This window comes from Bacteroides sp. OM05-10AA (assembly GCF_003439055.1).
In the GTDB taxonomy this organism is placed as follows: domain Bacteria; phylum Bacteroidota; class Bacteroidia; order Bacteroidales; family Bacteroidaceae; genus Bacteroides; species Bacteroides intestinigallinarum.
Map to the genome: position 1 here is coordinate 45,547 of NZ_QSUR01000034.1, position 22,236 is coordinate 67,782.

Annotated in this window: 17 protein-coding genes; 6 read left to right on the top strand and 11 right to left on the bottom strand. The window is 44.6% G+C overall.

The window, feature by feature from the left end:
- Positions 1 to 302: 302 nt before the first annotated feature.
- The 4 genes from DXB58_RS21645 to DXB58_RS21660 form a co-directional block, all read right to left on the bottom strand.
- Complete coding sequence (locus DXB58_RS21645) at positions 303 to 800, bottom strand: GDYXXLXY domain-containing protein (protein ID WP_122138230.1); 498 nt, start codon at positions 798 to 800, stop codon at positions 303 to 305.
- Entirely contained in the window at positions 787 to 1,758 is a 972-nt protein-coding gene (locus DXB58_RS21650; protein ID WP_122138231.1) for a DUF4401 domain-containing protein, read from the bottom strand. Before DXB58_RS21650 ends, DXB58_RS21645 begins: the two co-directional genes overlap by 14 nt.
- Positions 1,742 to 2,659 (bottom strand): DUF2157 domain-containing protein, encoded by a 918-nt coding sequence (locus DXB58_RS21655; RefSeq protein WP_122138232.1) that lies wholly within the window; start codon positions 2,657 to 2,659, stop codon positions 1,742 to 1,744. The genes DXB58_RS21650 and DXB58_RS21655 overlap by 17 nt, the downstream gene beginning before the upstream one ends.
- A gap of 167 nt (positions 2,660 to 2,826) precedes the next feature.
- A complete protein-coding gene (locus tag DXB58_RS21660; protein WP_055278932.1) occupies positions 2,827 to 4,566 on the bottom strand; it encodes a thiamine pyrophosphate-dependent enzyme in 1,740 nt (579 codons plus the stop codon).
- Positions 4,567 to 4,801: 235 nt separating this feature from the next.
- On the opposite strand from DXB58_RS21660, the gene DXB58_RS21665 reads away from it, so the two are divergent.
- The 6 genes from DXB58_RS21665 to DXB58_RS21690 all read left to right on the top strand — a co-directional run bounded on the left by DXB58_RS21665 (position 4,802) and on the right by DXB58_RS21690 (position 10,573).
- Complete coding sequence (locus DXB58_RS21665) at positions 4,802 to 5,020, top strand: winged helix-turn-helix domain-containing protein (RefSeq protein WP_004301053.1); 219 nt, start codon at positions 4,802 to 4,804, stop codon at positions 5,018 to 5,020.
- A 171-nt stretch (positions 5,021 to 5,191) separates the two neighbouring features.
- Positions 5,192 to 6,205 (top strand): low specificity L-threonine aldolase, encoded by a 1,014-nt coding sequence (locus tag DXB58_RS21670; RefSeq protein ID WP_122138233.1) that lies wholly within the window; start codon positions 5,192 to 5,194, stop codon positions 6,203 to 6,205.
- A gap of 89 nt (positions 6,206 to 6,294) precedes the next feature.
- Positions 6,295 to 7,494: a BamA/TamA family outer membrane protein gene (locus DXB58_RS21675; protein WP_199488004.1), complete on the top strand. Its 1,200-nt coding sequence runs from the start codon at positions 6,295 to 6,297 to the stop codon at positions 7,492 to 7,494.
- Positions 7,481 to 9,184 (top strand): phosphoethanolamine transferase, encoded by a 1,704-nt coding sequence (locus tag DXB58_RS21680; protein ID WP_122138234.1) that lies wholly within the window; start codon positions 7,481 to 7,483, stop codon positions 9,182 to 9,184. Before DXB58_RS21675 ends, DXB58_RS21680 begins: the two co-directional genes overlap by 14 nt.
- A 94-nt stretch (positions 9,185 to 9,278) precedes the next feature.
- Entirely contained in the window at positions 9,279 to 10,244 is a 966-nt protein-coding gene (locus DXB58_RS21685) for a DnaJ C-terminal domain-containing protein (RefSeq protein WP_122138235.1), read from the top strand.
- A gap of 14 nt (positions 10,245 to 10,258) precedes the next feature.
- Positions 10,259 to 10,573: a chaperone modulator CbpM gene (locus tag DXB58_RS21690; protein ID WP_004307142.1), complete on the top strand. Its 315-nt coding sequence runs from the start codon at positions 10,259 to 10,261 to the stop codon at positions 10,571 to 10,573.
- 109 nt (positions 10,574 to 10,682) lie between these two features.
- Here DXB58_RS21690 and DXB58_RS21695 read toward each other — a convergent pair whose 3' ends face one another.
- The 7 genes from DXB58_RS21695 to DXB58_RS21725 form a co-directional block, all read right to left on the bottom strand.
- The gene (locus DXB58_RS21695; RefSeq protein WP_004327073.1) at positions 10,683 to 11,156 is read right to left on the bottom strand and encodes a GAF domain-containing protein; all 474 of its coding nucleotides are present in this window, start codon (positions 11,154 to 11,156) and stop codon (positions 10,683 to 10,685) included.
- A 7-nt stretch (positions 11,157 to 11,163) separates the two neighbouring features.
- Positions 11,164 to 16,224 (bottom strand): DUF4132 domain-containing protein, encoded by a 5,061-nt coding sequence (locus tag DXB58_RS21700; protein ID WP_122138236.1) that lies wholly within the window; start codon positions 16,222 to 16,224, stop codon positions 11,164 to 11,166.
- Positions 16,225 to 16,262: 38 nt separating this feature from the next.
- Positions 16,263 to 16,682, bottom strand: coding sequence for a hypothetical protein (locus tag DXB58_RS21705; RefSeq protein ID WP_122138248.1), 420 nt, complete (start codon positions 16,680 to 16,682; stop codon positions 16,263 to 16,265).
- A 7-nt stretch (positions 16,683 to 16,689) separates the two neighbouring features.
- On the bottom strand, positions 16,690 to 18,444 hold the full coding sequence (locus DXB58_RS21710) for a rhomboid family intramembrane serine protease (RefSeq protein WP_122138237.1): 1,755 nt from the start codon (positions 18,442 to 18,444) through the stop codon (positions 16,690 to 16,692).
- A 153-nt stretch (positions 18,445 to 18,597) separates the two neighbouring features.
- Complete coding sequence (locus tag DXB58_RS21715; RefSeq protein WP_122138238.1) at positions 18,598 to 20,304, bottom strand: acyl-CoA dehydrogenase family protein; 1,707 nt, start codon at positions 20,302 to 20,304, stop codon at positions 18,598 to 18,600.
- Positions 20,305 to 20,310: 6 nt separating this feature from the next.
- The gene (locus DXB58_RS21720) at positions 20,311 to 21,330 is read right to left on the bottom strand and encodes an electron transfer flavoprotein subunit alpha/FixB family protein (protein WP_004301029.1); all 1,020 of its coding nucleotides are present in this window, start codon (positions 21,328 to 21,330) and stop codon (positions 20,311 to 20,313) included.
- 2 nt (positions 21,331 to 21,332) lie between these two features.
- Positions 21,333 to 22,205, bottom strand: a complete 873-nt coding sequence (locus DXB58_RS21725; protein WP_122138239.1) for an electron transfer flavoprotein subunit beta/FixA family protein — start codon at positions 22,203 to 22,205, stop codon at positions 21,333 to 21,335.
- Positions 22,206 to 22,236: the final 31 nt, after the last annotated feature.

Genomic DNA, 22,236 nt, shown 5'->3' on the forward strand with positions numbered 1-22,236 from the left:
TACAGTTGAAGCTACTTCAAATTCAGAAAAATCAAACCCTTCTTCACTTTGTGTGAAGAATACGCCGAGAAGAAACAGAGTGAAGGATTTGGCTTGTGAAAGTCAATCCTTCCATTCTGTTCTTCTTATAGAAAGGGATACCTCCCTTATTTCCCACAGGTATCCCTTTTCTTTATTTCATAACATCTCCTTATTTGCACTAGAACCAATTTGCTAGTCCCTTATTTCCCTATAGATTAAGGAGATGTTTTGAGAGTATGGAAAGCCCGGGCTTGTGAAAGTCCGGGCTTTCTCATTATTATTTATTTATCAGATTGAATACGATGAAAGTCCTTATCATACAGTCCTACAAGTAAGTTTTGTCCTTTATCATTCACTTTCAGTCCGCCATACATGGCTTTTTGATAAAGAGTATCCTGTCCTTCTTCGAAGAAGAAAGATTCGGCACCGAGGAAGAGCCGGTAATGTACTATTTTATATTTGATGACCAGTTCATCACTGTTTACAGGTTCTAAAGCGTTTTGCAGTCGCACTATTTCTCCTACCTGATTACTGTCAGTTCGAAGTACGGCATAACCGCGTTTGGCAGTTTGTTCGTCTACCGGAGCTGATGAGGCTTCCTGGTAGTTAAGTCTCATATAGTCTCCTTGCATAAGAGAGCGGGGATCGACAGGAACTAACTGTAACAAAACCAACCGTCCGTCTTTCAAGATTTGCTCTTTCTTATAAACCGACCAGTTGAAATACCCTAGTAACAATATCAGGTTTACGATAATCAATATTCGGCTATATTTTTTCATGTCTTGTTCTTTTTTGAGTGAAGAAATACCAGGCTGCAATACATGCAATTCCGATGAAGAAAAGCGTAATGGATTTGGTGAGCAGGCTCAAATTCAAATCATAATAGTATTTGGAAACGGCATAGATAAAGAGAAGGAGTGCAGCGGCACACTCTGCTCTATAACCATAATGAAAACATATTAAAATCAGTAGCAAACTACCGGATAAATAAGGAGCAAATACGGTAGGCAGACAAATGATAATACAAAGAATATAGATACCAACCTGATTCACAGGATTATCCCCTTTCATGACCTGTATGATTTGTTGAATCATGATGAGAAGTCCTACCCATATATAAACGGACAATATGCCCGATACGAGCCAGCTATTTGTTTCCGATACCAGGTAGCTGATTGATAATCCTCCCAGTGATACGATACTGGATACAAATAAACCGGCATGAAATGGTCTGTATTTGGAAAAGTAATTTTTCGTCTCTGTACCCTCAAACAGCTTTTCGAAAGCATTGATAAATAGAAATGCTCCGAGGATAGGGATTACTGCTATTTGCAGGGGATAAAATGAAGAAAAGACATAGGCAACTTCTCCAAATAAAGATATATTAAACAGGATGACTGAAAGAAAGGGGAGAATGAATCCTCTTGATAAAAAGAAAGTGAGTATACTGATTATTATAAGTATAAAGAAGAGGGCATGAATATTAGCACTCATGCCAAAGCCTGCCAATACGCATCCTGCTATATATAAAGTGATGTTCATTGCATCCAGAAAAGGCCGGATAACGACGCGGCTGATTATTAACGTAGTAATGATTAACAAAGTTCCTATAATCAGACTGGAAATCTCTGATTGAATGATTCTGGCAAGTGCCAGAAATCCCAGAAAGAAAATAGCCGTCAGGATTCCCCCGATAATGGATACGACTTGAATAGTGAGGTTATGCTTCTGTGCCATACCATTGCTTTTTTAGATGAAGAATGATGTAAATGAGTAAAGTTGTTCCGGTGATGACAATGATTCCTCCATAGAAAAATATCTGAACATGCCTAAGATCACTTTTAGATATGAATGTAGTCAATAAAATCATTAATGTGGCAAAAGGAATGATAGCCAGATAGAACAGACTCTTTTCTCTCCATCCGTACCAAAGTCCCGCTGCGAATAGAAGGACAGTAGTTATGAGAGGAACAGATAATATGGTATAATCATCACAGATGGCCGCCATTAACAGAAAGCTGGTGTGTAGAATGGTAGCCAACGAAAGAAGACTGACAAACCAACGATTGTTTCTGTTCAAATGACCTTTTGCACTCATCCATTCCGTAATAATAGTTGCCACGGCACATATCCAGGTTACTGCATTGCCCAATAGAGTTATTTCCCAAGAGCCATAGCCGGCAATTTGTATATTATACAGCCATATCGTAGTACAAAGTAATCCGATGAACGTCAGCCATAACGGAGCGAAGCGGATAGCAATCGCCCAGAGAATGGTGAAAAGAGTCCATCCCAGAAAGAGATCGTAAGCATCGGCCCCTGTTTGGTAAATTTGTCCGAAGACAGCGAAAAGCGTACCTATCAGAAATGTAGCTCCGGTGAGGAGAATTTGTTTGACGAGCTTACTCCAACGGGTAAATGTAGCGAGCAGGACAGAGGCTACTAATAATACTTCTACCATTCCTAATTTTGCAAATTTAGGTAGTTCATCCCAGTTATAGGCAAAAAAGAAGACGATGCCTGCCACTGTAAAGCCAACACCCACTGCCAATAAAAAAATAGAAAGGAATTGATTCCACTGTTTTTTATCTGCATGTAGAGCTTGTCGGGATAAAGGCGAAAAGTCGGGCTTTTCCATGTGTTTTTACTTTTTGATAATTGCAAACATAAGAAAATAAAATGATTTCCACTTCAAGATAGACTATAAAATAGACTATAAAAAGGTATGACTTACCTTATTGCGATTAGCAATAATAGTAAGTCATACTTTGGGAGAGGTATTGAAGATCTTAAAAAGAGAATAACTTAAAATACCTCCCGTATATGCTTAAAGTTAGAATTGATGGTATCAATTACTTCTTGTGAGCGACCGTTGATTAACAATTTATACATTGATTGTGCAAAACCCACCATTTGTCCGAATTCAATTTTCGGAGGCATGGCCAGTGCATTCGGATCAGTCATGATATTGACAAGTACCGGACCATCCAGTTCGAATGCATTAAGTAAGGTAGTCAACACCTCTTCCGGATCGCTGACATTAAACCCTGCCATTCCCATCGCTTCAGCCACTTGGGCAAAGTCGGGATTCAGCATATTTGTTTGCCAGTCCGGCAGTCCGTCCACTTCCATTTCCAACTTCACCATTCCCAGTGAGCGGTTGTTGAATACGATGATTTTGATCGGCAACTTATATTGGACAACTGTTTCCAAATCTCCTAAAGTCATAGACAATCCGCCGTCTCCGCAAAGTGCCACTACCTGACGATCAGGATAGGCTAGTGCGGCACCGATGGCTTGCGGCAAAGCATTTGCCATAGAACCATGATTGAAAGAACCCAGCATGTGGCGTTTGCCTGTTGCTTGCAGATAACGCGCTCCCCATACACAAGTCATTCCCGTATCTACTGTGAACACAGCATCGTCCGAACTTAGTTTGTCTATTTCAGACATCACATATTCGGGATGAATCTTATTTACATCGCCTTTATCTTCCGTGTAAGCAGCCAGATCCTTCTTTACTCCTTCATATCTTTTGAGTTGTTTCAACAGGAACGAATCATCCGTCTTCGGATTCAGCATACGCAATAAACTTTGGATGCTCAGTTTAACATCACCGCAAAGTCCGATATCAACCTTTGCACGACGTCCCAGACGTTCGGGCTTTATGTCAATCTGTGCTATCTTGATGTCATCCGGCAAGAAAGCGGAATATGGAAAGTCAGTGCCGAGCATGAGAAGCACTTCGGCTTCATGCATACTGTAATAGCCCGACGGCATTCCCAGCAATCCGGTCATACCCACTTCATACGGATTTTCATATTGCACCTCCATCTTTCCTTTGAAAGTATATACAACCGGAGCATTCAGCTTCTCGGAAAGCGCGATCACTTCCTCGTGAGCTCCCCGGCAACCGATGCCGCAGAAAAGAGTGATACGTGTATGTTTGTTCAACATGTCAGCTAATTGAGCCAGATCTTCTTCCGACGGACAAACTTCCGGTGGGGCAGGATAGTTGATAACCGACGAGTCGACGGTAACGGCAGAAGCCTTTGCCAAGTCACCCGGAAGTCCGATGACGGACACCCCTTTGCGGGTGACAGCCGTTTGTATGGCCGACTGGAGCATACGTGGAAATTGTGTGGGAGTAGTGGCTACTTCATTATAATAACTGCAATCGTTAAAAAGTTTGATGGTATTCGTCTCCTGAAAATATTCCGTACCAAACTCTCCGGTAGGAATTGTAGAGGCGATGGCGATTACCGGTGCGCCGGATCGGTGTGCGTCATACAAGCCGTTAATCAGATGAACATGTCCCGGCCCGCTACTTCCCGCGCAGCATCCCGGGCGACCGGTCAGTTGTGCTTCTGCCGCAGCGGCATACGCCCCTGTTTCTTCGTGGCGCACATGTATCCATTTTATTTGATCGTTTTTTCTGACTGCTTCGTTTACTTCATTCAGACTGTCGCCTGTTACGGCGTAGATGCGTTCAACTCCGGATTTTACCAGAGTATCTATCAACTGTTCTGCTATTTTTTTTGCCATAGCTGTAATTGGTTTAGGATTGATTTTATGTAATAACAGATGGCTGCAAAGAAAAGTTCTGATTTAACATATGCTAATAACGCCTTTGTGTCGGGACACATCACCACTTTTATGTTAAAATTAATTCTGTAACAACTTTTTAGTAAAGATGTATAAACAATTGCAATATCCTTTTGTTATCTTTATAGGCGAAATCTTAACCTAATGTATTAAACCTCTTAATTACTCTAGAAAAATGAACAGAAATGAAATCGGTGTGAATGCCGGTAAGGTTTGGCAACTGCTTAGCAATAATGAGAAGTGGAGCTATGGACTTTTGAAGAGAAAATCCGGGCTGAAAGATAAAGAGCTGGGTGCCGCTTTGGGGTGGTTGTCAAGAGAGAGCAAGATTGAGTTCGATCAGTGCGATGAAGAACTCTATGTTTATCTCTGTGTGAATGTTTATATTGGCTGAAAGAGTTTGGCACTTTAACGAGAACAGAAGAATCTCCGGAGGGATGACAGCATAGTCAGCACTTCGGAGATTCTCGTTTTTTATCCTTTTTCTGCTTTATGTATCTTCCTTTCAATGGATTTCCGGAAATAATTCTGTTACTTTGCATCACGAATTAAAATGTAAGAAACAATGAGAAATTTTGCCTCCGACAATAATTCCGGTGTGCATCCGTTGGTAATGGAAGCATTGAACCGGGCTAATATAGACCATTCTTTAGGATATGGCGATGATAAATGGACAGAAGAAGCCGTAGCGAAAATAAAGGAAACCTTTACGCCCAACTGTGTCCCCTTGTTTGTATTTAACGGAACAGGTAGCAACGTGGTAGCATTGCAGCTGATGACCCGTCCGTATCATTCTATCTTTTGTGCGGAAACGGCTCATATCTATGTAGATGAATGCGGCTCTCCTGTGAAAATGACAGGTTGTCAGATTCGTCCGATTGCTACTCCCGACGGTAAGCTTACCCCGGAATTGATGCAACCCTATCTGCATGGTTTCGGCGATCAGCACCATTCGCAACCCAGAGCTCTCTATATTTCCCAATGTACCGAACTTGGCACCATCTATACTCCCGAAGAGTTAAAACGTCTGACTGACTTTGCCCATCTGAATGGTATGTATGTACACATGGATGGAGCCAGAATAGCCAACGCCTGTGCCGCTTTGAATCTTTCCTTAAAAGAACTGACAGTAGACTGCGGAGTCGATATTCTTAGTTTTGGCGGAACGAAGAACGGACTGATGATGGGAGAGTGCGTGATTGTATTTAATAAAGACTTGCAATCGGAAGCCCGCTTCATTCGTAAACAATCCGCCCAACTAGCGTCGAAGATGCGTTACCTCTCTTGCCAGTTTACGGCATACCTCACAGACGACCTCTGGCTGAAGAATGCCAACCATGCCAATGCAATGGCTACCAAACTTTACGCTGAATTGAAGAAACTGCCCGAAGTAACTTTCACTCAAAGAGCCGAAAGTAACCAGTTATTCCTCACCATGCCCCGCCCGGTTATCGACCGGATGCTGGAGTCTTACTTCTTTTATTTTTGGAACGAAGAGAAGAATGAAATCCGTCTGGTAACTTCTTTTGATACCACAGAGGAGGATGTAGACGAGTTTATAAGACTTTTAAAACGTTAAAAAGGAAATCCGGAACAACAAAAACGCCTGAATATCTGTTTTTATAAGAAGTTTGAAACTAACTTTGTCCGCAAAGTTTTCTACTTCTTATGATTATGAATACTAGACAGAACAGGCTAATCATATTCGCGATTTTGTTATTGACACAAACCCCATTGGGCGCGCAGCTGCATTCTACTAAAATTGAACTGCCGGAGGATTCTATACCTGTACCCATTGAAGATTCTGTTCCGGCCAAGCGCAGCTTTTTTAAGAAGTTTCTTGATTACTTCAATGACGCCAATAAGGAAAAAAAGAATAAAAAGTTTGATTTCAGTGTGATAGGCGGCCCTCACTATTCCAGTGATACCAAGTTCGGACTCGGACTGGTGGCAGCCGGATTATATCGCACCGATCGGATTGATTCGCTTCTTCCTCCTTCCAATGTCTCTCTTTACGGAGATGTGTCGACGGTCGGCTTCTATCTGTTGGGAGTCCGTGGAAACCATCTGTTCCCGCAAGATAAATACCGGTTGAATTACAATCTGTATTTCTATTCTTTCCCCAGCCTGTATTGGGGTCGGGGATATGACAATGGAGCGAACTCTGATAACGAAAGTGATTATAAACGTTTTCAGGCACAGGTGAAAGTCGATTTTATGTTTCGGCTGGCAAAGAACTTCTACATCGGACCGATGGCCGTATTCGATTATATCGACGGGCGGAATTTTGAGAAACCGGAACTATGGGAAGGAATGGCCGCGCGAACCACCAATACCAGTCTGGGACTTTCCCTCCTTTATGATTCTCGTGACTTCCTGACCAATGCATATCATGGCTATTACTTGCGGATAGACCAAAGGTTCAGTCCGGCTTTTCTCGGTAATAAATATGCGTTTAGCAGCACAGAACTCACTACCAGCTATTATCAACCGATATGGAAGGGGGGAGTACTGGCAGGGCAATTCCACACATTGCTTACTTATGGAGATACCCCCTGGGGCTTGATGGCAACGCTGGGAAGCTCTTACTCCATGCGTGGATATTACGAAGGACGCTATCGGGACAAGTGTGCTATGGATGCACAGATAGAACTCCGCCAACACGTCTGGAAGCGGAATGGAGTGGCTGTATGGGCAGGCGCGGGAACGATTTTTCCACGACTCTCCGAGTTCACCCCGAAACACATTCTGCCTAACTATGGCTTCGGTTATCGTTGGGAGTTTAAGAAGAGAGTAAATGTACGTTTGGATTTAGGGTTTGGCAAACACCAGACCGGATTTATTTTTAACATCAATGAAGCTTTTTAAGAATATAAAGAATTGGTTGGAGAATCAGGAACATCTGTTTTATCTGTTCCTGTTTATCTTGATAGTACCTAATATAGTACTCTGTTTTACAGAGCCTTTATCATTTATGGCAAAAGTCGCCAATGTGTTGTTACCTTTCGGTTGCTATTACCTGTTGATGACTTTGTCGAGGAATTGCGGCAAGATGCTTTGGATTTTATTCCTGTTCCTGTTCTTCGGAGCCTTTCAGATCGTGTTGCTTTATTTATTCGGCCAGTCCATTATCGCTGTCGATATGTTTCTGAATCTGGTCACCACCAATTCGAGTGAGGCATTGGAACTGCTCGATAATCTCACACCTGCCATTATTGCTGTAATCATACTCTATGTACCTGCCCTGATATTAGGGACGATTTCAATTATACGTAAACGGAAACTTACGGTAGAGTTCATTCGCAGGGAACGGAAGAGAGCCTTCCTGGTCTTTGGAATCTCCCTCCTTAGTCTTGTCGGAGCCTATGTGCAGGATTCGGGATATGAGTTGAAATCTGATTTATACCCGCTAAACGTATGCTACAACGTAGGTCTTGCTTTCCAAAGAACCGCCCTGACGCAGGATTATCACCGTACATCCAAAGATTTTACTTTCCATGCCCGGCCTACTCATCCGGAGGGAAAGCGGGAAGTATATGTAATGGTCGTAGGAGAAACCTCCCGTGCCCTAAACTGGCAATTGTATGGTTACGAACGTGAAACGAACCCGCTCTTATCCCGGCAAACGGGTCTGATTGCTTTCCCAAAAGTGTTGACAGAGTCGAATACGACACATAAAAGTGTCCCCATGCTGATGTCGGATGCTACTGCCTGCAACTACGACTCTATCTATCATCAAAAAGGAATCATCACCGCTTTCAAAGAGGCAGGATTCCGGACGGCTTTTTTCTCCAACCAACGTTACAACCATTCGTTTATCGACTTCTTCGGAATGGAAGCCGATACGTACGATTTTATAAAAGAAGATTCGGTCAGCTCTACCTACAATCCTTCTGACGACGAACTTCTGAAATTGGTGGAGCAGGAACTGGCGAAAGGTGCAACGAAACAATTCATCGTACTTCATACCTACGGTTCCCACTTTAACTATCGCGAACGTTACCCGTCGAAAGATGCTTTCTTTACGCCCGATTATCCGATGGAAGCAGAGAGAAAATACCGGGATAACCTGGTGAATGCCTATGACAACTCTATCCGTTACACGGATGATTTTCTGTCACGACTTATCCGTATGTTGGAAAAACAGCAGGTAGATGCCGCCATGCTCTACACTTCCGATCATGGAGAGGACATTTTCGACGATTCCCGTCATCTGTTCCTCCACGCTTCTCCCGTACCTTCTTATTATCAGCTTCATGTGCCATTCCTGATTTGGATGTCCGATGACTACCGCGAAACGTATCCCGAACGTTGGAATACCGCTATTGAAAATAAGGATAAGAATGTTTCTTCCAGCAGCTCTTTCTTCCCGACCATGCTGTCTTTAGGCGGAATAGAAACTCCTTACCGGGATGATTCGCAGGCTGTGACGGCTCCGCACTACGTCCTAAAACCGAGGGCTTATCTGAACGATCACAATGAACCCCGTCCGTTGGATGATTTGGGCATGAAGAAGCAAGACTTCCAGATGCTGGAAAAGAGGAATATCAAGTATTAAGTATTAGGTATTAATCCTTGTTAATTTTTGCATCCAAAAGCAGGATTGGTGTGTTATTTGCCGTATGATGTATGAACGATTAAATTCATAAAACATGGCCTATATAGATTATTACAAGATTCTTGGAGTAGACAAAAGTGCTTCGCAGAATGATATCAAAAAGGCTTTTCGTAAGTTGGCCCGAAAGTATCATCCTGACTTGAATCCTAATGACCCGAGTGCAAAGGATAAGTTTCAGGAAATCAATGAAGCCAATGAAGTACTAAGTGATCCCGAGAAACGTAAAAAGTATGATGAGTACGGAGAACATTGGAAGCATGCCGATGAATTCGAAGCGCAGAAACGTGCACAGCAACAAGCCGGAGGCTTTGGCGGTGCAGGAGGTTTCGGTGGATTCGGCGGTGCGGGTCAGGGTTTTTCCGACGGTAACGGAACCTATTGGTATAGTTCCGATGGAGAAGGATTTTCCGGTGGCAACGCTAGTGGATTTTCCGATTTCTTCGAATCAATGTTCGGACATCGGGGAGGAAGAGGACAAGGCTCTGCGGGATTCCGCGGACAGGACTTTAATGCCGAACTTCATCTTTCCCTTCGTGATGCTGCTCAAACGCATAAGCAGATATTGACTGTAAATGGTAAACAGGTGCGTATCACCATCCCTGCCGGTGTAGCCGACGGACAGGTTATTAAACTGAAAGGCTACGGAGCCGAAGGTGTCAACGGAGGACCTGCGGGCGACTTGTACATTACGTTCGTTATAGCCGAAGACCCGGTGTTCAAACGCCTGGGCGACGATCTGTACGTAGATGTGGAGGTAGATCTTTACTCTGCCGTATTGGGAGGCGAGAAAGTAGTCGACACGCTGGACGGTAAAGTGAAACTGAAGATAAAACCGGAAACGCAGAACGGTACGAAAGTCCGTCTGAAAGGTAAAGGATTCCCGGTTTATAAGAAGGAAGGACAATTCGGTGACTTGATTGTGACCTATTCTGTCAAGATTCCTACGAACTTGACCGACAAACAGAAAGAGTTGTTCCGTCAATTACAGAGTATGAACTAAAATGAATGAGTACTATGCAGACCGAATTAATAATTGTCAGTGAATACTGTCACAAATGTCATATTGAGCCTTCATTCATCGAAATGTTGGAAGAGGGCGGTTTGATTAACGTGCATACCGAAGGCGGCGAGCATTATCTGCTTTTGTCGGAACTCCCGAACGTGGAACGTTATAGCAGAATGTACTATGACTTGTCCATCAACATGGAAGGTATCGATGCCATTCATCATTTGCTGGAAAGGATGGAAGATATGAGGCACGAAATGCGTTCGCTTCGCAAACAACTTTTGCTGTACCGGGAACGGGAAATAGAAGATATGGACTGGTAAAAAAATAGAGCCTCTGTTTGATTCGAACAGAGGCTCTATTTATAGTAAACGGAGGCTCTGATTCATTCAATCAGAGCCTCCGTTTTTTCAGGATGTTTATGCCGTTATTTTATAATACAATATACGTGCAAATCTCTTCCAGATAGCGTGCGTCGATAGTGTCGAAGCTATCCAATGTATCACTGTCGATATCCAGCACCCCGACAACTTTCCCCTGCTTGAGGATCGGTACTACTATTTCCGATTTCGAGTCCGAACTACAGGCTATGTGTCCGGGAAACTGCTCTACATCAGGAACAATCAGTGTACGGGCTTCTTTCCAAGCGGTTCCGCAAACTCCTCTGCCAAAGCGGATGCGAGTGCAGGCAATGGGGCCTTGAAACGGACCCAGTACGAGTTCTTCCTCTTTCACAAGGTAAAAGCCTACCCAGAAGAAACCGAAAGTCTGCTTTAAGGCTGCTGCCATGTTGGCAAGATTGGCAATGAGATCTGCTTCCGTACTTACCAAAGCATGCAGTTGCGGAAGTAACTCCCGATACTTTTCTTCCTTGCTCCCTGTGTGGATGATTAAATTTTCTGCCATCTCTTTACTATTTGATTTGGTTCAGGATGCTCGGATCTTTTATCTTATCGTCTTCTGCAAAGAAGATAATCTTAGTCAGTATCTCGGCAGTCTTCGGATCTTCATCTACGAAAGGCAGGAACAGGCGTCCGCGATTTTGCGAATGTACCGGAAGAACGGCTATCTGTGCACCACCCTCCTGATGGATCACACCGCTGCCCAGATGAATATTGTACTTACCCAGTTTACCTTCGATGTGAGCAAAACTTCCTTTTATTGTCACGTTCTTGAAATGAAACAACGGCATCGTCAGTTCCACCAGTACGCTGCGCATCTCGATGGTAGAGTGGCTGGTTTCCGGGTCAACGCTTCCGGCATGAGCTACGCTTACTGCCAGGTCTACGTCTCTCATTACTTCGGAGAAGATGACAGGAGGAATCTCCGAGATTTTCATCAACTTGTAGTCTTTGCGGCTATGGAAGCAGACATATTCCAATGTCGGAGCTTCGATGTCGGCAGGAGAGAACCAGTCTGCCATGGCATAGATGGTGGCGATGATATTCTCTTTGTAATATATCTTTTGAAGGCCGTCTTCATAATCGGCTACCCAACGGCGTCCTTTCAGTACGGCAACCGTTTTCTGCGGTTGAATCTGATTGCCGGCATAGCGGCGGGATTGAGTGGCTTCTACTTCTTCCGGAGTCGGAACGTAAAGTTCGCGGAATACCTGTTTGAAAGGTTGGCGGATTGATTTATCGAACAGGAATTTTTGATAAGCATGCCAGTCTCCTCTTGTATACAGGTCTGTGGGATGCGCGATGCGTAACTCGTCTTTCGGTTTTAACGGGAGGCAAACGGCATTCACTGTAATCAGCAATCCATCGGTGTAGAAGCCCGTCTGTCCGTTGCAGATAAAGACGAGATGTTTCAGTAATGGCCAGATAACAGGATTCTGCATCAGCTTGCGCAATTCGTTTTCTTCAAAATGGGTGCAGTCTTCCATCGCCTGTTCCAGCATGATGCGCGAACGGGTGTACTGGTCTTTCAGCTTTTTGTGTACTGCTTTCAGTTCTTCTATATACGGATGCTTTTTCAGCTTGGCAGGCATGCTGTTGAGCTCTTTGCCGTCTTTGATTTGCTTAATCTCCGATTTGCCTTCCTCGTTGATTTGTACATACACTTCTACGCCGTCTATCTCTTTGGGGGACAGGTAGGGAAGAAGTTCTTTAATCAGTTCGGTTTCCATGCTCCAGGTCAGGCGGGTAACGTCTCCGTAGCCGGAGTTGCGTGCCAAGTTTTGCAGGGCGATGTTTACCGCTTTCTTTTCGCTTTCCTGTCTTTGAGCACCGAATTCCTTGCTCTCTTTCAGGAACTTTTGCAGGTATTGATAACGATCCAGCAGTTCTTTATCCGGCTTCCGTCCCAATGGGATGAGGCCGTAGCTCATCAATAAGTCTTTGTTGCGCTTGGCTATTATTTCTTTCTTTATATCTGCCGCCTTCACTGCACCGTTGGTAGCATCGGCAAACTTACGGGCACGGGTATGGCTGTTGCTGCATGAAATATATTTGGCGGCATTGTAGACCACTTCGAAGCGTTGCTTGCCAATTGTCTTAAATGCATCCTTGAACCAGTCGATGTCAAAAGCACCTTCCCGCAGGTCATCTACGTCGATGGGGGTGTAGCGGGCGATAATCGCTTTCTTCTTGTCGTCACACGTTTCATTGGTGTGGGCGTGGAAATAATAGGCTGCACTTGTCAGTCCTTTCCAGCCTATTGCCTTTTCGGTCAGTTCAATCCATTGTGGGGCGAACATGGCGGCTTCTACCAGTCGCTCGTCGCTGATTTCGGCTTGCTTCGCCAGTTTCTTCAGATTCTCGCTGGTGTCCGTAGGCAGGGGATGACAAGCATGGAGCAGACTGCTCAATACACCCCGTTTGGTGCTGCCCCAGTTGTAACTGTCACGTATGAAAGTATCTTTGCCGAATGCTTGCAGAATACGGATAAATGTTTCAGCTCCATAGACGTAGCTTAGTTCTTCTGCAAGGGAGGTGACTTGTGTCTCTGAGTCTCCACGTTTTAATTCGATTTCAAGAATCCGGTCTACCACCTTTTGGGCGAGGGAACGGAAGAGGGAGAAGTCGATGTTTTTGATATCGGCGTATCTTTCTTTTTCCTTGTTGAAACGAACGTTGTCGTTCAACACCATGGTGATTGCTTTGATCTGGCTGGGAGAGCTGATGCGTCCCATCATTTCACGGTATACTTCCTCTGTCGGGATGATTCCCAGCATCCAGGCACGGGCGAAGTCCGTGGCATGGAGATAAGAGTCCGTTTCTTCCAGTTCGGGTGTGTGCTCCATGTAGTTGGTGAGCTTATAAAGCTGATAGCGCACTGTGAAATAGCGGATAAAGAGATCATCATTCATGGGCTTTTGAGGCATTTCGAGCCAGAAGTTCACGAATTTGTTGTTATGTATCGGATAAACGACCTGTTTTTCTCCGTATTCCAGTTTGTCCCGGAGCCATGCATGTTTACTGGTGTACTGGCGGAAGATGTTTTTGGTATTTAGCAAAGGCAATAGTTGGAGCAGCATATTGACGGCCAGTTGTTGATAGACGGCTTCATCTTTGTACTCGTATGCCAGTGCTTCGATGATGTCACTCATCTGTTCATAGTACGGCATCTTGCGGAGGTCTTTCTGCAATCCGCGGTAAGTAATGCCGGCATACATCCGGTTGACAAGCGGCTCAAAAGTATTACTTGATTTCTGGTCTGCCTTGATGTCTTCTTCATCTTCCTCGTCGGAGTCGTCTTCGTCTTTAGCGGTACCTGTCGATGCAAGCATGAAACTCATCATCAGCAATTTGTCGTAGCTTCCTATTTCTTCTTCGTAGAAGGCTTTCCACAATTCCGGGAATCCGAGTCCGCTCAATCCTCCGTAGTTGCTCCAGTTTATCAGGACACTGTTACCTACCAAACGTGCTTCTCCGTAACCATTTTTGAATTCTTCATTCTTGTAGGTTTCGATGTATTTGCTTAGTTTTTTGAAAACGAGTTTGGCCCTTCCGAAGCAGATGAATTCGAATGCTTTTTTAACGTTGAATCCTTTGTCCTGGGTAATTTCCGGCAGACTGACTTCAAGAGACGGATCGTACAGACCGAAACCGTTATCTTTGGTATAATGTTGTGTGACGCTCTCTTCTGTTCCATCGCCAATCAGAGATTCTATCAATACTTTTTCTTTCGGGTTCGGCTTCTGAATCTCTTTGACTGTCGGGATCAATTCCTGATAGATATCTTGCAGGAATTCTACGTTGTGTATGGTCTTCATCATGTCCAATCCTGCCAAGCGGCGTTCGGCAACCTTGTCTGTTAGCAAGCGGCGGATGCTGCCGGCTAGCTGTTCTTTGGGCTGTTTCATCAGCAGATTGATAGCATGGATACGCATTTCGCTGTATTTGAAGCGCAGTAACTCTTCTACTTTCTGGTTTTGTTCGGGCGATAAGGTCATCTCGGACAATGCTTTATATGCTTCTTCACGCACATCTTGCGAACGGTCGCCCAGTGATTGCAGTACATATTCTTCCTGTAGCGGACTGGTCGGTGGAGCTAATACAACACCGATATAGCCTGCCCGCATATAAGTATCCAGAGAGGGCAGATAGCTGCAAAGATCGTCTTTCAATGCAGAATTATTAGTCATCCAGGTGATATATGCCATTTTGAGAACGATTTCCGAACGGGTGAGTTCTGTGCTTTCCCAAGGGAATACATAAGGAGAATAAATCTCTTTGGCAGAGATGGACTGATAGATTTGCTTCAGATATTCATAATGGCGGACCGCCTCTTCTTTGCTATCAAAATAGTCGTGGAGTGACGGGGCGTCTTTGTGCCCTCCGTACCGGCTAAGATAGAGACCGGACAGATACAACGGTAAGATAGCCGCCACCACCGACGGTTCCTTATACCATCTTTCAAAGGCATTTTTACTGATGCGGTGGTTCATGCCGGAGTATTGCGTACAGCGTAAGAAATAAAGTAATGTCTGTACCTGGTATTTAGCACCTTTCTTGATAATTTCCGGCACAAGTGTCTGAATCTCCTCTGTATTATAGAATCCGATGCTCCATAAAGCCAGATAGAGTTCGACTGTATCTTTGCTTTGAAGAGCACTGTGTGCTTGTTTCCGGTCGTTCAGAAAACGATGGATCAGTTCTACATATTTATTGGTGATACGTTCGCTGCTGTCTTGTTCTCCGATACCCGTACTAACTGCAATACCGCGTTTCACGGAAGCAAATCGTTGCAGGTCGTTATCGCAGATGACCGAGAAAAGATGGAGATAACTTTCGGGACAACCTTCGTCCATCGTTTCCACGATAGCTTGACGAAGACCTTCCTGTAACTTGGCTGCCAGAAGTAACTTCCCTTCCAGTTCCAGCAAGGGGCGGTATCCGCTTACTGCGATCGCCTGGAGATGTCCCTGGTTGAGGCGGTTGGCGTTATTCTCACTGGTCAGTACATTGTTGAGGTATTCAATGACAGTCTGGTTGCCTTCTGCTATTTGGGCGGCCATCCAGTTTTGGCAGTTCATTGAATCCTTGTATGCTTCTATTTCTTCCGGAGTGTTTCCTCCGTTCAGTATGGCTTGATCCGTAAATCCGGTGGCGCGCAGTTTCAGAAACTGGGTCAGTGCATCTATAACGTGGCCGATATGCAGAAGAGGATTTGCCGACCGTTGTGACCGGCGCGAGTATCCGTGAGTGTACGGGCACTGTGCTTTGAGCTTCAGATAGGTGTGGAACAGGTGGGCGTACTCGTCTCCCAATAGATAGCGGAGTAGCTTGTTCAACTTACCATCGAAAAGATTGGCAACGCTTTTAATCTTCTCTTCTTGGATAATATAGATGATGCAAGGCTCTAATTTATCGCTGTATGCACCATACCGAGTATCCATGTTGAAGTATTGCATAAATACATCCAACAGTGCCATTGTCTCTTTGTCTAAACTGGTTCTCTTTTTCGTTAACCTTTCCAGGTACGGAGCAATCCGTTTATTTAATGCGTCATTATAAATCAGTCTCATGATTCTTTTCGTTTTAAATGTGTTTTATAGGATAATGATTACCATAATCTTCCCGACAGCATAGCGAGCCGGATGAAGGTGATGGTAGATTCTTCTTTAAGTTGGATGGGAGAGGATAGGTCTCCGGCTTCCGTATCATCCATGAAAATACGGAAAATTCCGTCCTCATAGGATTGCAAAGCATTGGTGATGGCTTCGACTTCTGCGGCAGGTTTGCCGTTATAGTTTACTGCAAACCCCACTTTGCCGGAAGCTGTTTTATTTTCCACTTCTTCCTGTGTGAGGTATTTCAGCACTTCGCTCTGTTGCAAGCGTTCATTGTATTCGCAGACTTGCCAACTGACGATGGCTTCGATCAACCCCTGTACATTGACAGGTGGAACAGGAAAATCGATAGGAATCTTTTCGATACTGCACTTTCGCTTTCCTAACTGTTTGACTTGGATATATACTCTCATATTCTCTTTATTGGGTGATCTGAATACTTGATATAATGGCATTCAGATCGGTTTCAGCTTCTTCGTCATAGACAAGCATGACAATGGCAAAAGATCGTTTCTTGCTCTCTTGAAAATAATGTAACACTATTTGTTTTACATCCTCTCCCGGTTCATCAGGAGCCCCGATGTGCAGGGGATTCGTGATCTTTGTCATGGGGAGTCCGTTGATGTTGACATTGCTTAGTTGGTAATCTTCTGACGGTTCCCCTTGTGCATTTCGCGGGAGAGTGAGTGATAACTCTTTCATGTGTTCAAACTCCTTCTGCGTGTCGTAGGTGAGGGCGGTAATCGTTAATTGATTCCCTCCGTTGACCAGCATGAGTAATGGAGGTTCTGCACCGTCAATTATTCCTTTGGCTCCTGCTATTTTGGTCCAGTTGGTAGGATACTGGCAACTGAATTTGGTAGTTGCATCATAATAAGATAGCCACGTATCGTCATTGCCGACAGGCGTATATGCCGGAACTTTCCTGCTGGAAAGATTGTCCGTAGAATTCACAGCGGAATGATTACTGTTCTCGTTTTCCTCTTCCAGTTCACCATTCAGATAGGCTTCCACAATGCCGCTTTCCCATTCATTGCGTATCTCCGGGTAAAGAGGAGGAACGTTTTTGCACAGGATCATGAAGCTGAACAGGAATATGCAGAATATACCAAGCTCCCCGATGATGGAGACAGTCCGTTGTGCATCGGGTTTCTCGAACTTGTAGCCGACCACGTATATAATTCCCAGAACAAACCCGCTTAACAACCCGCCAATATGGGCGGCATTATCAATGCCGGCTTTCATCCCGTAAACCAGATTATACCCCACAAAAATGAGGATGCTGGTTAACAATGCCTTTCGTTGTTCTTTGGCGATGCGATGAAAGAGGAGGAACGCAAGGAATATGCCATAAAGTCCGAAGATAGATCCGGAAGCTCCGGCGCTGATTGTCTCGCCGTGCATATACAGGCTGAATGCAGCCGAACATAATCCGGTTAGCAGGTATGAAACGAACATACGGCGTCCTCCTATCAGTTCTTCCAACAGAAGTCCTACATACATGAAAGCATACATGTTCATCAGGAGATGGAAAGCTCCGATATGTATGAAGTTGCAAGTCACTGTGCGCCACCAGTCACCGGTGAGAGTCAGCGGTCCGAAATCGGCTCCCCATTTCAGTAGTGACAGAGTGGAAGGAGACATAATACCCACTCCGGAAGCAATCATTACAATGAATACAAGAATATTGATGTCTATCAGGATGGGAGTTGCTATAAATCCTTTGCGGGGAATGAAGAAAGACAGGAAAGAGTTCCTCTTCTTTTCTTCCTCTATGTAGGCTTTTTCTTCTTCTGTGAGCGGGCGGTTGAACTCTTCTTCGAAATCTTTGGCCCTTTGGGCTAGTTCTTCCGGAGTGAGTGAGGCCTTTATTTCTTCCATTGTTTCCCGTAACTTCTGGATATTTTTTCTATTCTTTCCATAATCAACAAATTGTACGGAAGAGGACTGACTGCGAACGGATACTTTCCCGTCACTTCCCTTTTCTATGGTAAAGGTTATTGCTTCTCCACGGGAATACATATTGAACGGAACTTCAAACCGGATTTCTTCCAAAGTCACCTGCTCGATATTCCACTCAAGTTTTTGAGAGGCTTCAAGAGCCAATATGAGGATTTCTGTGTTTGATAAATCTGGTAAATACAGTTTGTCATTATAGGAAGGTTTGAGTGCCATATTTCTATCTTTATCTACATTCGTCAATTAAAAAATTACTTATCTCACTGACAAATGTATAGAATAATAATGGAAAATAATAGAATATGACAAATAAAAAAAGCATCCATTTCGTGAGAAAGGATGCTTTTATGAGATTTAGTCGATTATTTGTTACTTTTTATAGAAAGCTAAGTCTTCTTTGTCGAAGTTTTCGATGAAGTTTGTATGCTTTTCTACTTCCGCTTCTGCATAGTTCAAATATACGTGTGCAGATTTGGAGAACAGTTCGGAAGACTTGCTGGCATCTTGAATCAGTAAGTGACACATGATGATATCAGCAGCCATTTCCACCAGTTTACGAGCTGTGAAGTCAAGCAATTCCTGATCTTGTACTTCTTTCACAGCGTTGGTGCTTGCTTCAAATTTGTCAGCCATCTTCTTCAGGCGAGACATCAGCGGTTCCATTTCCGGTGAACAAGGAATGGCCTCAAACTCGCGGATAGTAGCGATGTAAGAACCATTAGTCACGTAACGGATAGCGGCTACAGTCTGCAATTGGGTAGTTCCTTCGTAGATGCTGGTGATACGTGCGTCGCGATAGATGCGTTGGCAAGCATATTCCATCATGAATCCTGAACCACCATGAATCTGGATACAGTCATAAGCGTTCTGGTTAGCATATTCAGAGTTCATACCCTTAGCTAGCGGAGTAAAGCTGTCAGCCAGTTTAGCGTATTTTTTCTGCTCCTGACGTTCTTCCGGAGTCAGTTTACGTTCGCGGGAAATATCATCCAATGCTTTGTAGATATCTACGTAGCGAGCTGTTTGATACAGCAAAGCACGTCCGGCATCCAACTTACCTTTCATGATAGCCAGCATATCGTATACTGCCGGGAATTCGATGATTGCTTTGCCGAATTGCTTACGGTCTTTAGCATAAGCTAATCCCTCATTGTAAGCAGCCTGGCTCAATCCTACGGACTGTGCGGCAATACCCAAACGGGCACCGTTCATCAAAGCCATAACGTATTTAATCAAACCGAGTTTGCGGTCACCGCAAAGTTCAGCTTTAGCATTCTTGTACACCAGTTCGCAAGTAGGAGAACCGTGGATACCGAGTTTGTTTTCGATACGACGTACGTTCACACCACCCTGACGTTTGTCATAGATAAACATAGACAAACCACGACCGTCTCTTGTACCTTCTTCCGAACGTGCCAGTACGAGGTGGATATCAGCATCACCGTTTGTAATAAAACGTTTTACACCGTTCAGCAACCAGCAACCGTCTTTTTCGCTATAAGTTGCTTTCAGCATAACTGCCTGTAAGTCGGAACCTGCATCCGGTTCGGTCAAGTCCATAGACATCGTTTCGCCCTGGCATACGCGAGGAATGAAACGGCTGTGTTGGTCAGCGTTACCGAATTCGTACAGTGTTTCGATACAGTCCTGCAAAGACCAGATATTTCCGAAACCGGCGTCGGCAGCAGCCACGATTTCTGCACACATGGTGTACGGAGTGATCGGGAAGTTCAAACCGCCGAATCTGCGTGGCATGGTCATACCGTTCAGGCCGGCTTTCACCATAGCGTCCAGGTTCTGTTTGGTTCCGGAAGCATATTCTACGCGACCGTTAGCACAGTGAGGACCTTCTTCGTCTACACCTTCTGCGTTAGCAGCAATGATTTCTCCTGTGATTTCTCCTGTAATCTCCAATACTTTGTCGTAAGAGTCTACAGCATCTTCGAAGTCCAGCGGAGCGTAGTCGAATTCATCTTTATCTCTGTAATTGCGTTCTTTGAGTTCGCAAATACGTTTCATCATCGGATTGTTCAAGTGAAACTTGAGTTCCGGTATGTCTGTATAATAATTAGCCATCTTTCCTTACTTGCTATTTTGTTTATAATACTTAATCATCTTCGGCACAACTTCTTCGATACTTCCGTTGATTACGTAATCGGCAATCGTATTGATTGGAGCATCCGGATCGTTGTTAATGGAGATGATGATACCACTTTCCTGCATACCGGCGATATGCTGAATCTGTCCGGAGATACCGCAAGCGATGTAGAGTTTCGGACGAACCGTAACACCAGTCTGACCTATCTGGCGATCATGGTCTGCGAAACCAGCGTCAACAGCAGCACGGCTGGCACCTACTTCTGCGTGAAGTTCTTTAGCGAGGTCGAACAGGAGGTTGAAGTTTTCTTTCGAACCTACACCGTAACCACCGGCTATGATGATCGGAGAACCTTTCAGGTTGTTCTTTGCCTTTTCTACATGGCGTTCGATTACTTTCACTACATAGTCCGTGTCGGCTACATACTTTTTCACGTCGTGACGGATCACTTCTCCCTGATAAGTCGGAGAGAGGATTTCTTTCTTCATCACACCTTCGCGAACGGTTGCCATCTGCGGGCGGTGTTCCGGGTTCACAATCGTAGCAACGATGTTACCGCCGAATGCCGGACGGATTTGGTACAACAGGTTCTTGTAAGTCTTACCTTCTTTTTTGTCTTCATGGTCACCGATTTCAAGTGAAGTACAGTCGGCAGTCAATCCGCTGGTCAGAGCAGAAGAAACGCGTGGACCGAGGTCACGACCGATAACGGTAGCACCCATCAAACAGATTTGCGGTTGCTCTTCTTTGAAGAGGTTCACCAGGATAGCTGTGTGAGGAAGTGATGTATAAGGGTAAAGTCCTTCACCGTCGAAAACGTGAAGTTTGTCTACTCCGTAAGGAAGGATTTGTTTTTCAATATCTTTGAGGCCGCTTCCGGCAACTACAGCTTCGAGCTGACAGTTCAACTGGTTGGCTAACGAACGACCTTTGGTCAGAAGTTCGAGGCTAACGTCTGCAACGTTACCTTCTTCTATTTCGCAATATACAAATAAGTTATTCATGATTATCCGATGGTGTGGTTAGCTAATAGTTCAACAATCAGGTCTTCCACGTCACGGTCGCTGCCGCTGATGGTTTTGCTCTCTTTAGCCTGGAACACGATGTTCTGGATGGCTTTCACTTTTGTCGGCGAACCGGACAGACCGCATTGTGCAAGGTCACCGTTTACGTCGGCTACACTCCATTCTACCAGATTCAAATAATCACGCTTGTCATACAAATCGGTATAATCAAGGTTACCTTGTTGTTTTTCGGTAACTGTTTTGGCGTGTTTGTATTTCTGAACCAGTTTCGCATTGCGCGGACGGCAAGGAGCGGCAGAACCGTTTACGGTAATCACGATAGGCAGCGGACCCTCTACAGTTTCTACACCACCGTCGATATGACGTTTCACCTTGATTTTACCATCGCCCACTTCCAGAATTTCTTCTGCGTATGTGATTTGCGTCAATCCCAGCTTCTCTGCTACCTGCGGACCTACTTGCGCCGTGTCACCGTCGATAGCCTGACGACCACCAATGATAACGTCGCAATCACCGATTTTGCGGATGGCAGTAGCCAATGCGTAAGACGTAGCCAGTGTATCTGCACCAGCGAAAGCACGGTCGGTCAGCAAGTAACCGTTATCTGCGCCACGGAAAAGTCCTTCACGAATAATGTCGGCTGCCCGTCCCGGTCCCATGGTCAGGATGGTTACGGTAGAGCCTGGATGAGTATCTTTCAGTCGAAGAGCTTGCTCAAGAGCATTCAGGTCTTCGGGGTTGAAGATAGCGGGAAGTGCCGCGCGGTTAATCGTCCCGTCGGCTTTCATGGCATCTTTCCCAACATTACGTGTGTCAGGAACTTGTTTTGCCAATACAACAATTTTCAAACTCATGCTATAAATTTTAGTATTAGTATTTCTACAA

Coding starts and splice junctions, on each gene's coding strand:
- DXB58_RS21645 (WP_122138230.1), bottom strand. CDS start 800: ATGAAAAAATATAGCCGAATATTGATTATCGTAAACCTGATATTGTTA.
- DXB58_RS21650 (WP_122138231.1), bottom strand. CDS start 1,758: ATGGCACAGAAGCATAACCTCACTATTCAAGTCGTATCCATTATCGGG.
- DXB58_RS21655 (WP_122138232.1), bottom strand. CDS start 2,659: ATGGAAAAGCCCGACTTTTCGCCTTTATCCCGACAAGCTCTACATGCA.
- DXB58_RS21660 (WP_055278932.1), bottom strand. CDS start 4,566: ATGGCAAAAAAAATAGCAGAACAGTTGATAGATACTCTGGTAAAATCC.
- DXB58_RS21665 (WP_004301053.1), top strand. CDS start 4,802: ATGAACAGAAATGAAATCGGTGTGAATGCCGGTAAGGTTTGGCAACTG.
- DXB58_RS21670 (WP_122138233.1), top strand. CDS start 5,192: ATGAGAAATTTTGCCTCCGACAATAATTCCGGTGTGCATCCGTTGGTA.
- DXB58_RS21675 (WP_199488004.1), top strand. CDS start 6,295: ATGATTATGAATACTAGACAGAACAGGCTAATCATATTCGCGATTTTG.
- DXB58_RS21680 (WP_122138234.1), top strand. CDS start 7,481: ATGAAGCTTTTTAAGAATATAAAGAATTGGTTGGAGAATCAGGAACAT.
- DXB58_RS21685 (WP_122138235.1), top strand. CDS start 9,279: ATGGCCTATATAGATTATTACAAGATTCTTGGAGTAGACAAAAGTGCT.
- DXB58_RS21690 (WP_004307142.1), top strand. CDS start 10,259: ATGCAGACCGAATTAATAATTGTCAGTGAATACTGTCACAAATGTCAT.
- DXB58_RS21695 (WP_004327073.1), bottom strand. CDS start 11,156: ATGGCAGAAAATTTAATCATCCACACAGGGAGCAAGGAAGAAAAGTAT.
- DXB58_RS21700 (WP_122138236.1), bottom strand. CDS start 16,224: ATGAGACTGATTTATAATGACGCATTAAATAAACGGATTGCTCCGTAC.
- DXB58_RS21705 (WP_122138248.1), bottom strand. CDS start 16,682: ATGAGAGTATATATCCAAGTCAAACAGTTAGGAAAGCGAAAGTGCAGT.
- DXB58_RS21710 (WP_122138237.1), bottom strand. CDS start 18,444: ATGGCACTCAAACCTTCCTATAATGACAAACTGTATTTACCAGATTTA.
- DXB58_RS21715 (WP_122138238.1), bottom strand. CDS start 20,304: ATGGCTAATTATTATACAGACATACCGGAACTCAAGTTTCACTTGAAC.
- DXB58_RS21720 (WP_004301029.1), bottom strand. CDS start 21,330: ATGAATAACTTATTTGTATATTGCGAAATAGAAGAAGGTAACGTTGCA.
- DXB58_RS21725 (WP_122138239.1), bottom strand. CDS start 22,205: ATGAGTTTGAAAATTGTTGTATTGGCAAAACAAGTTCCTGACACACGT.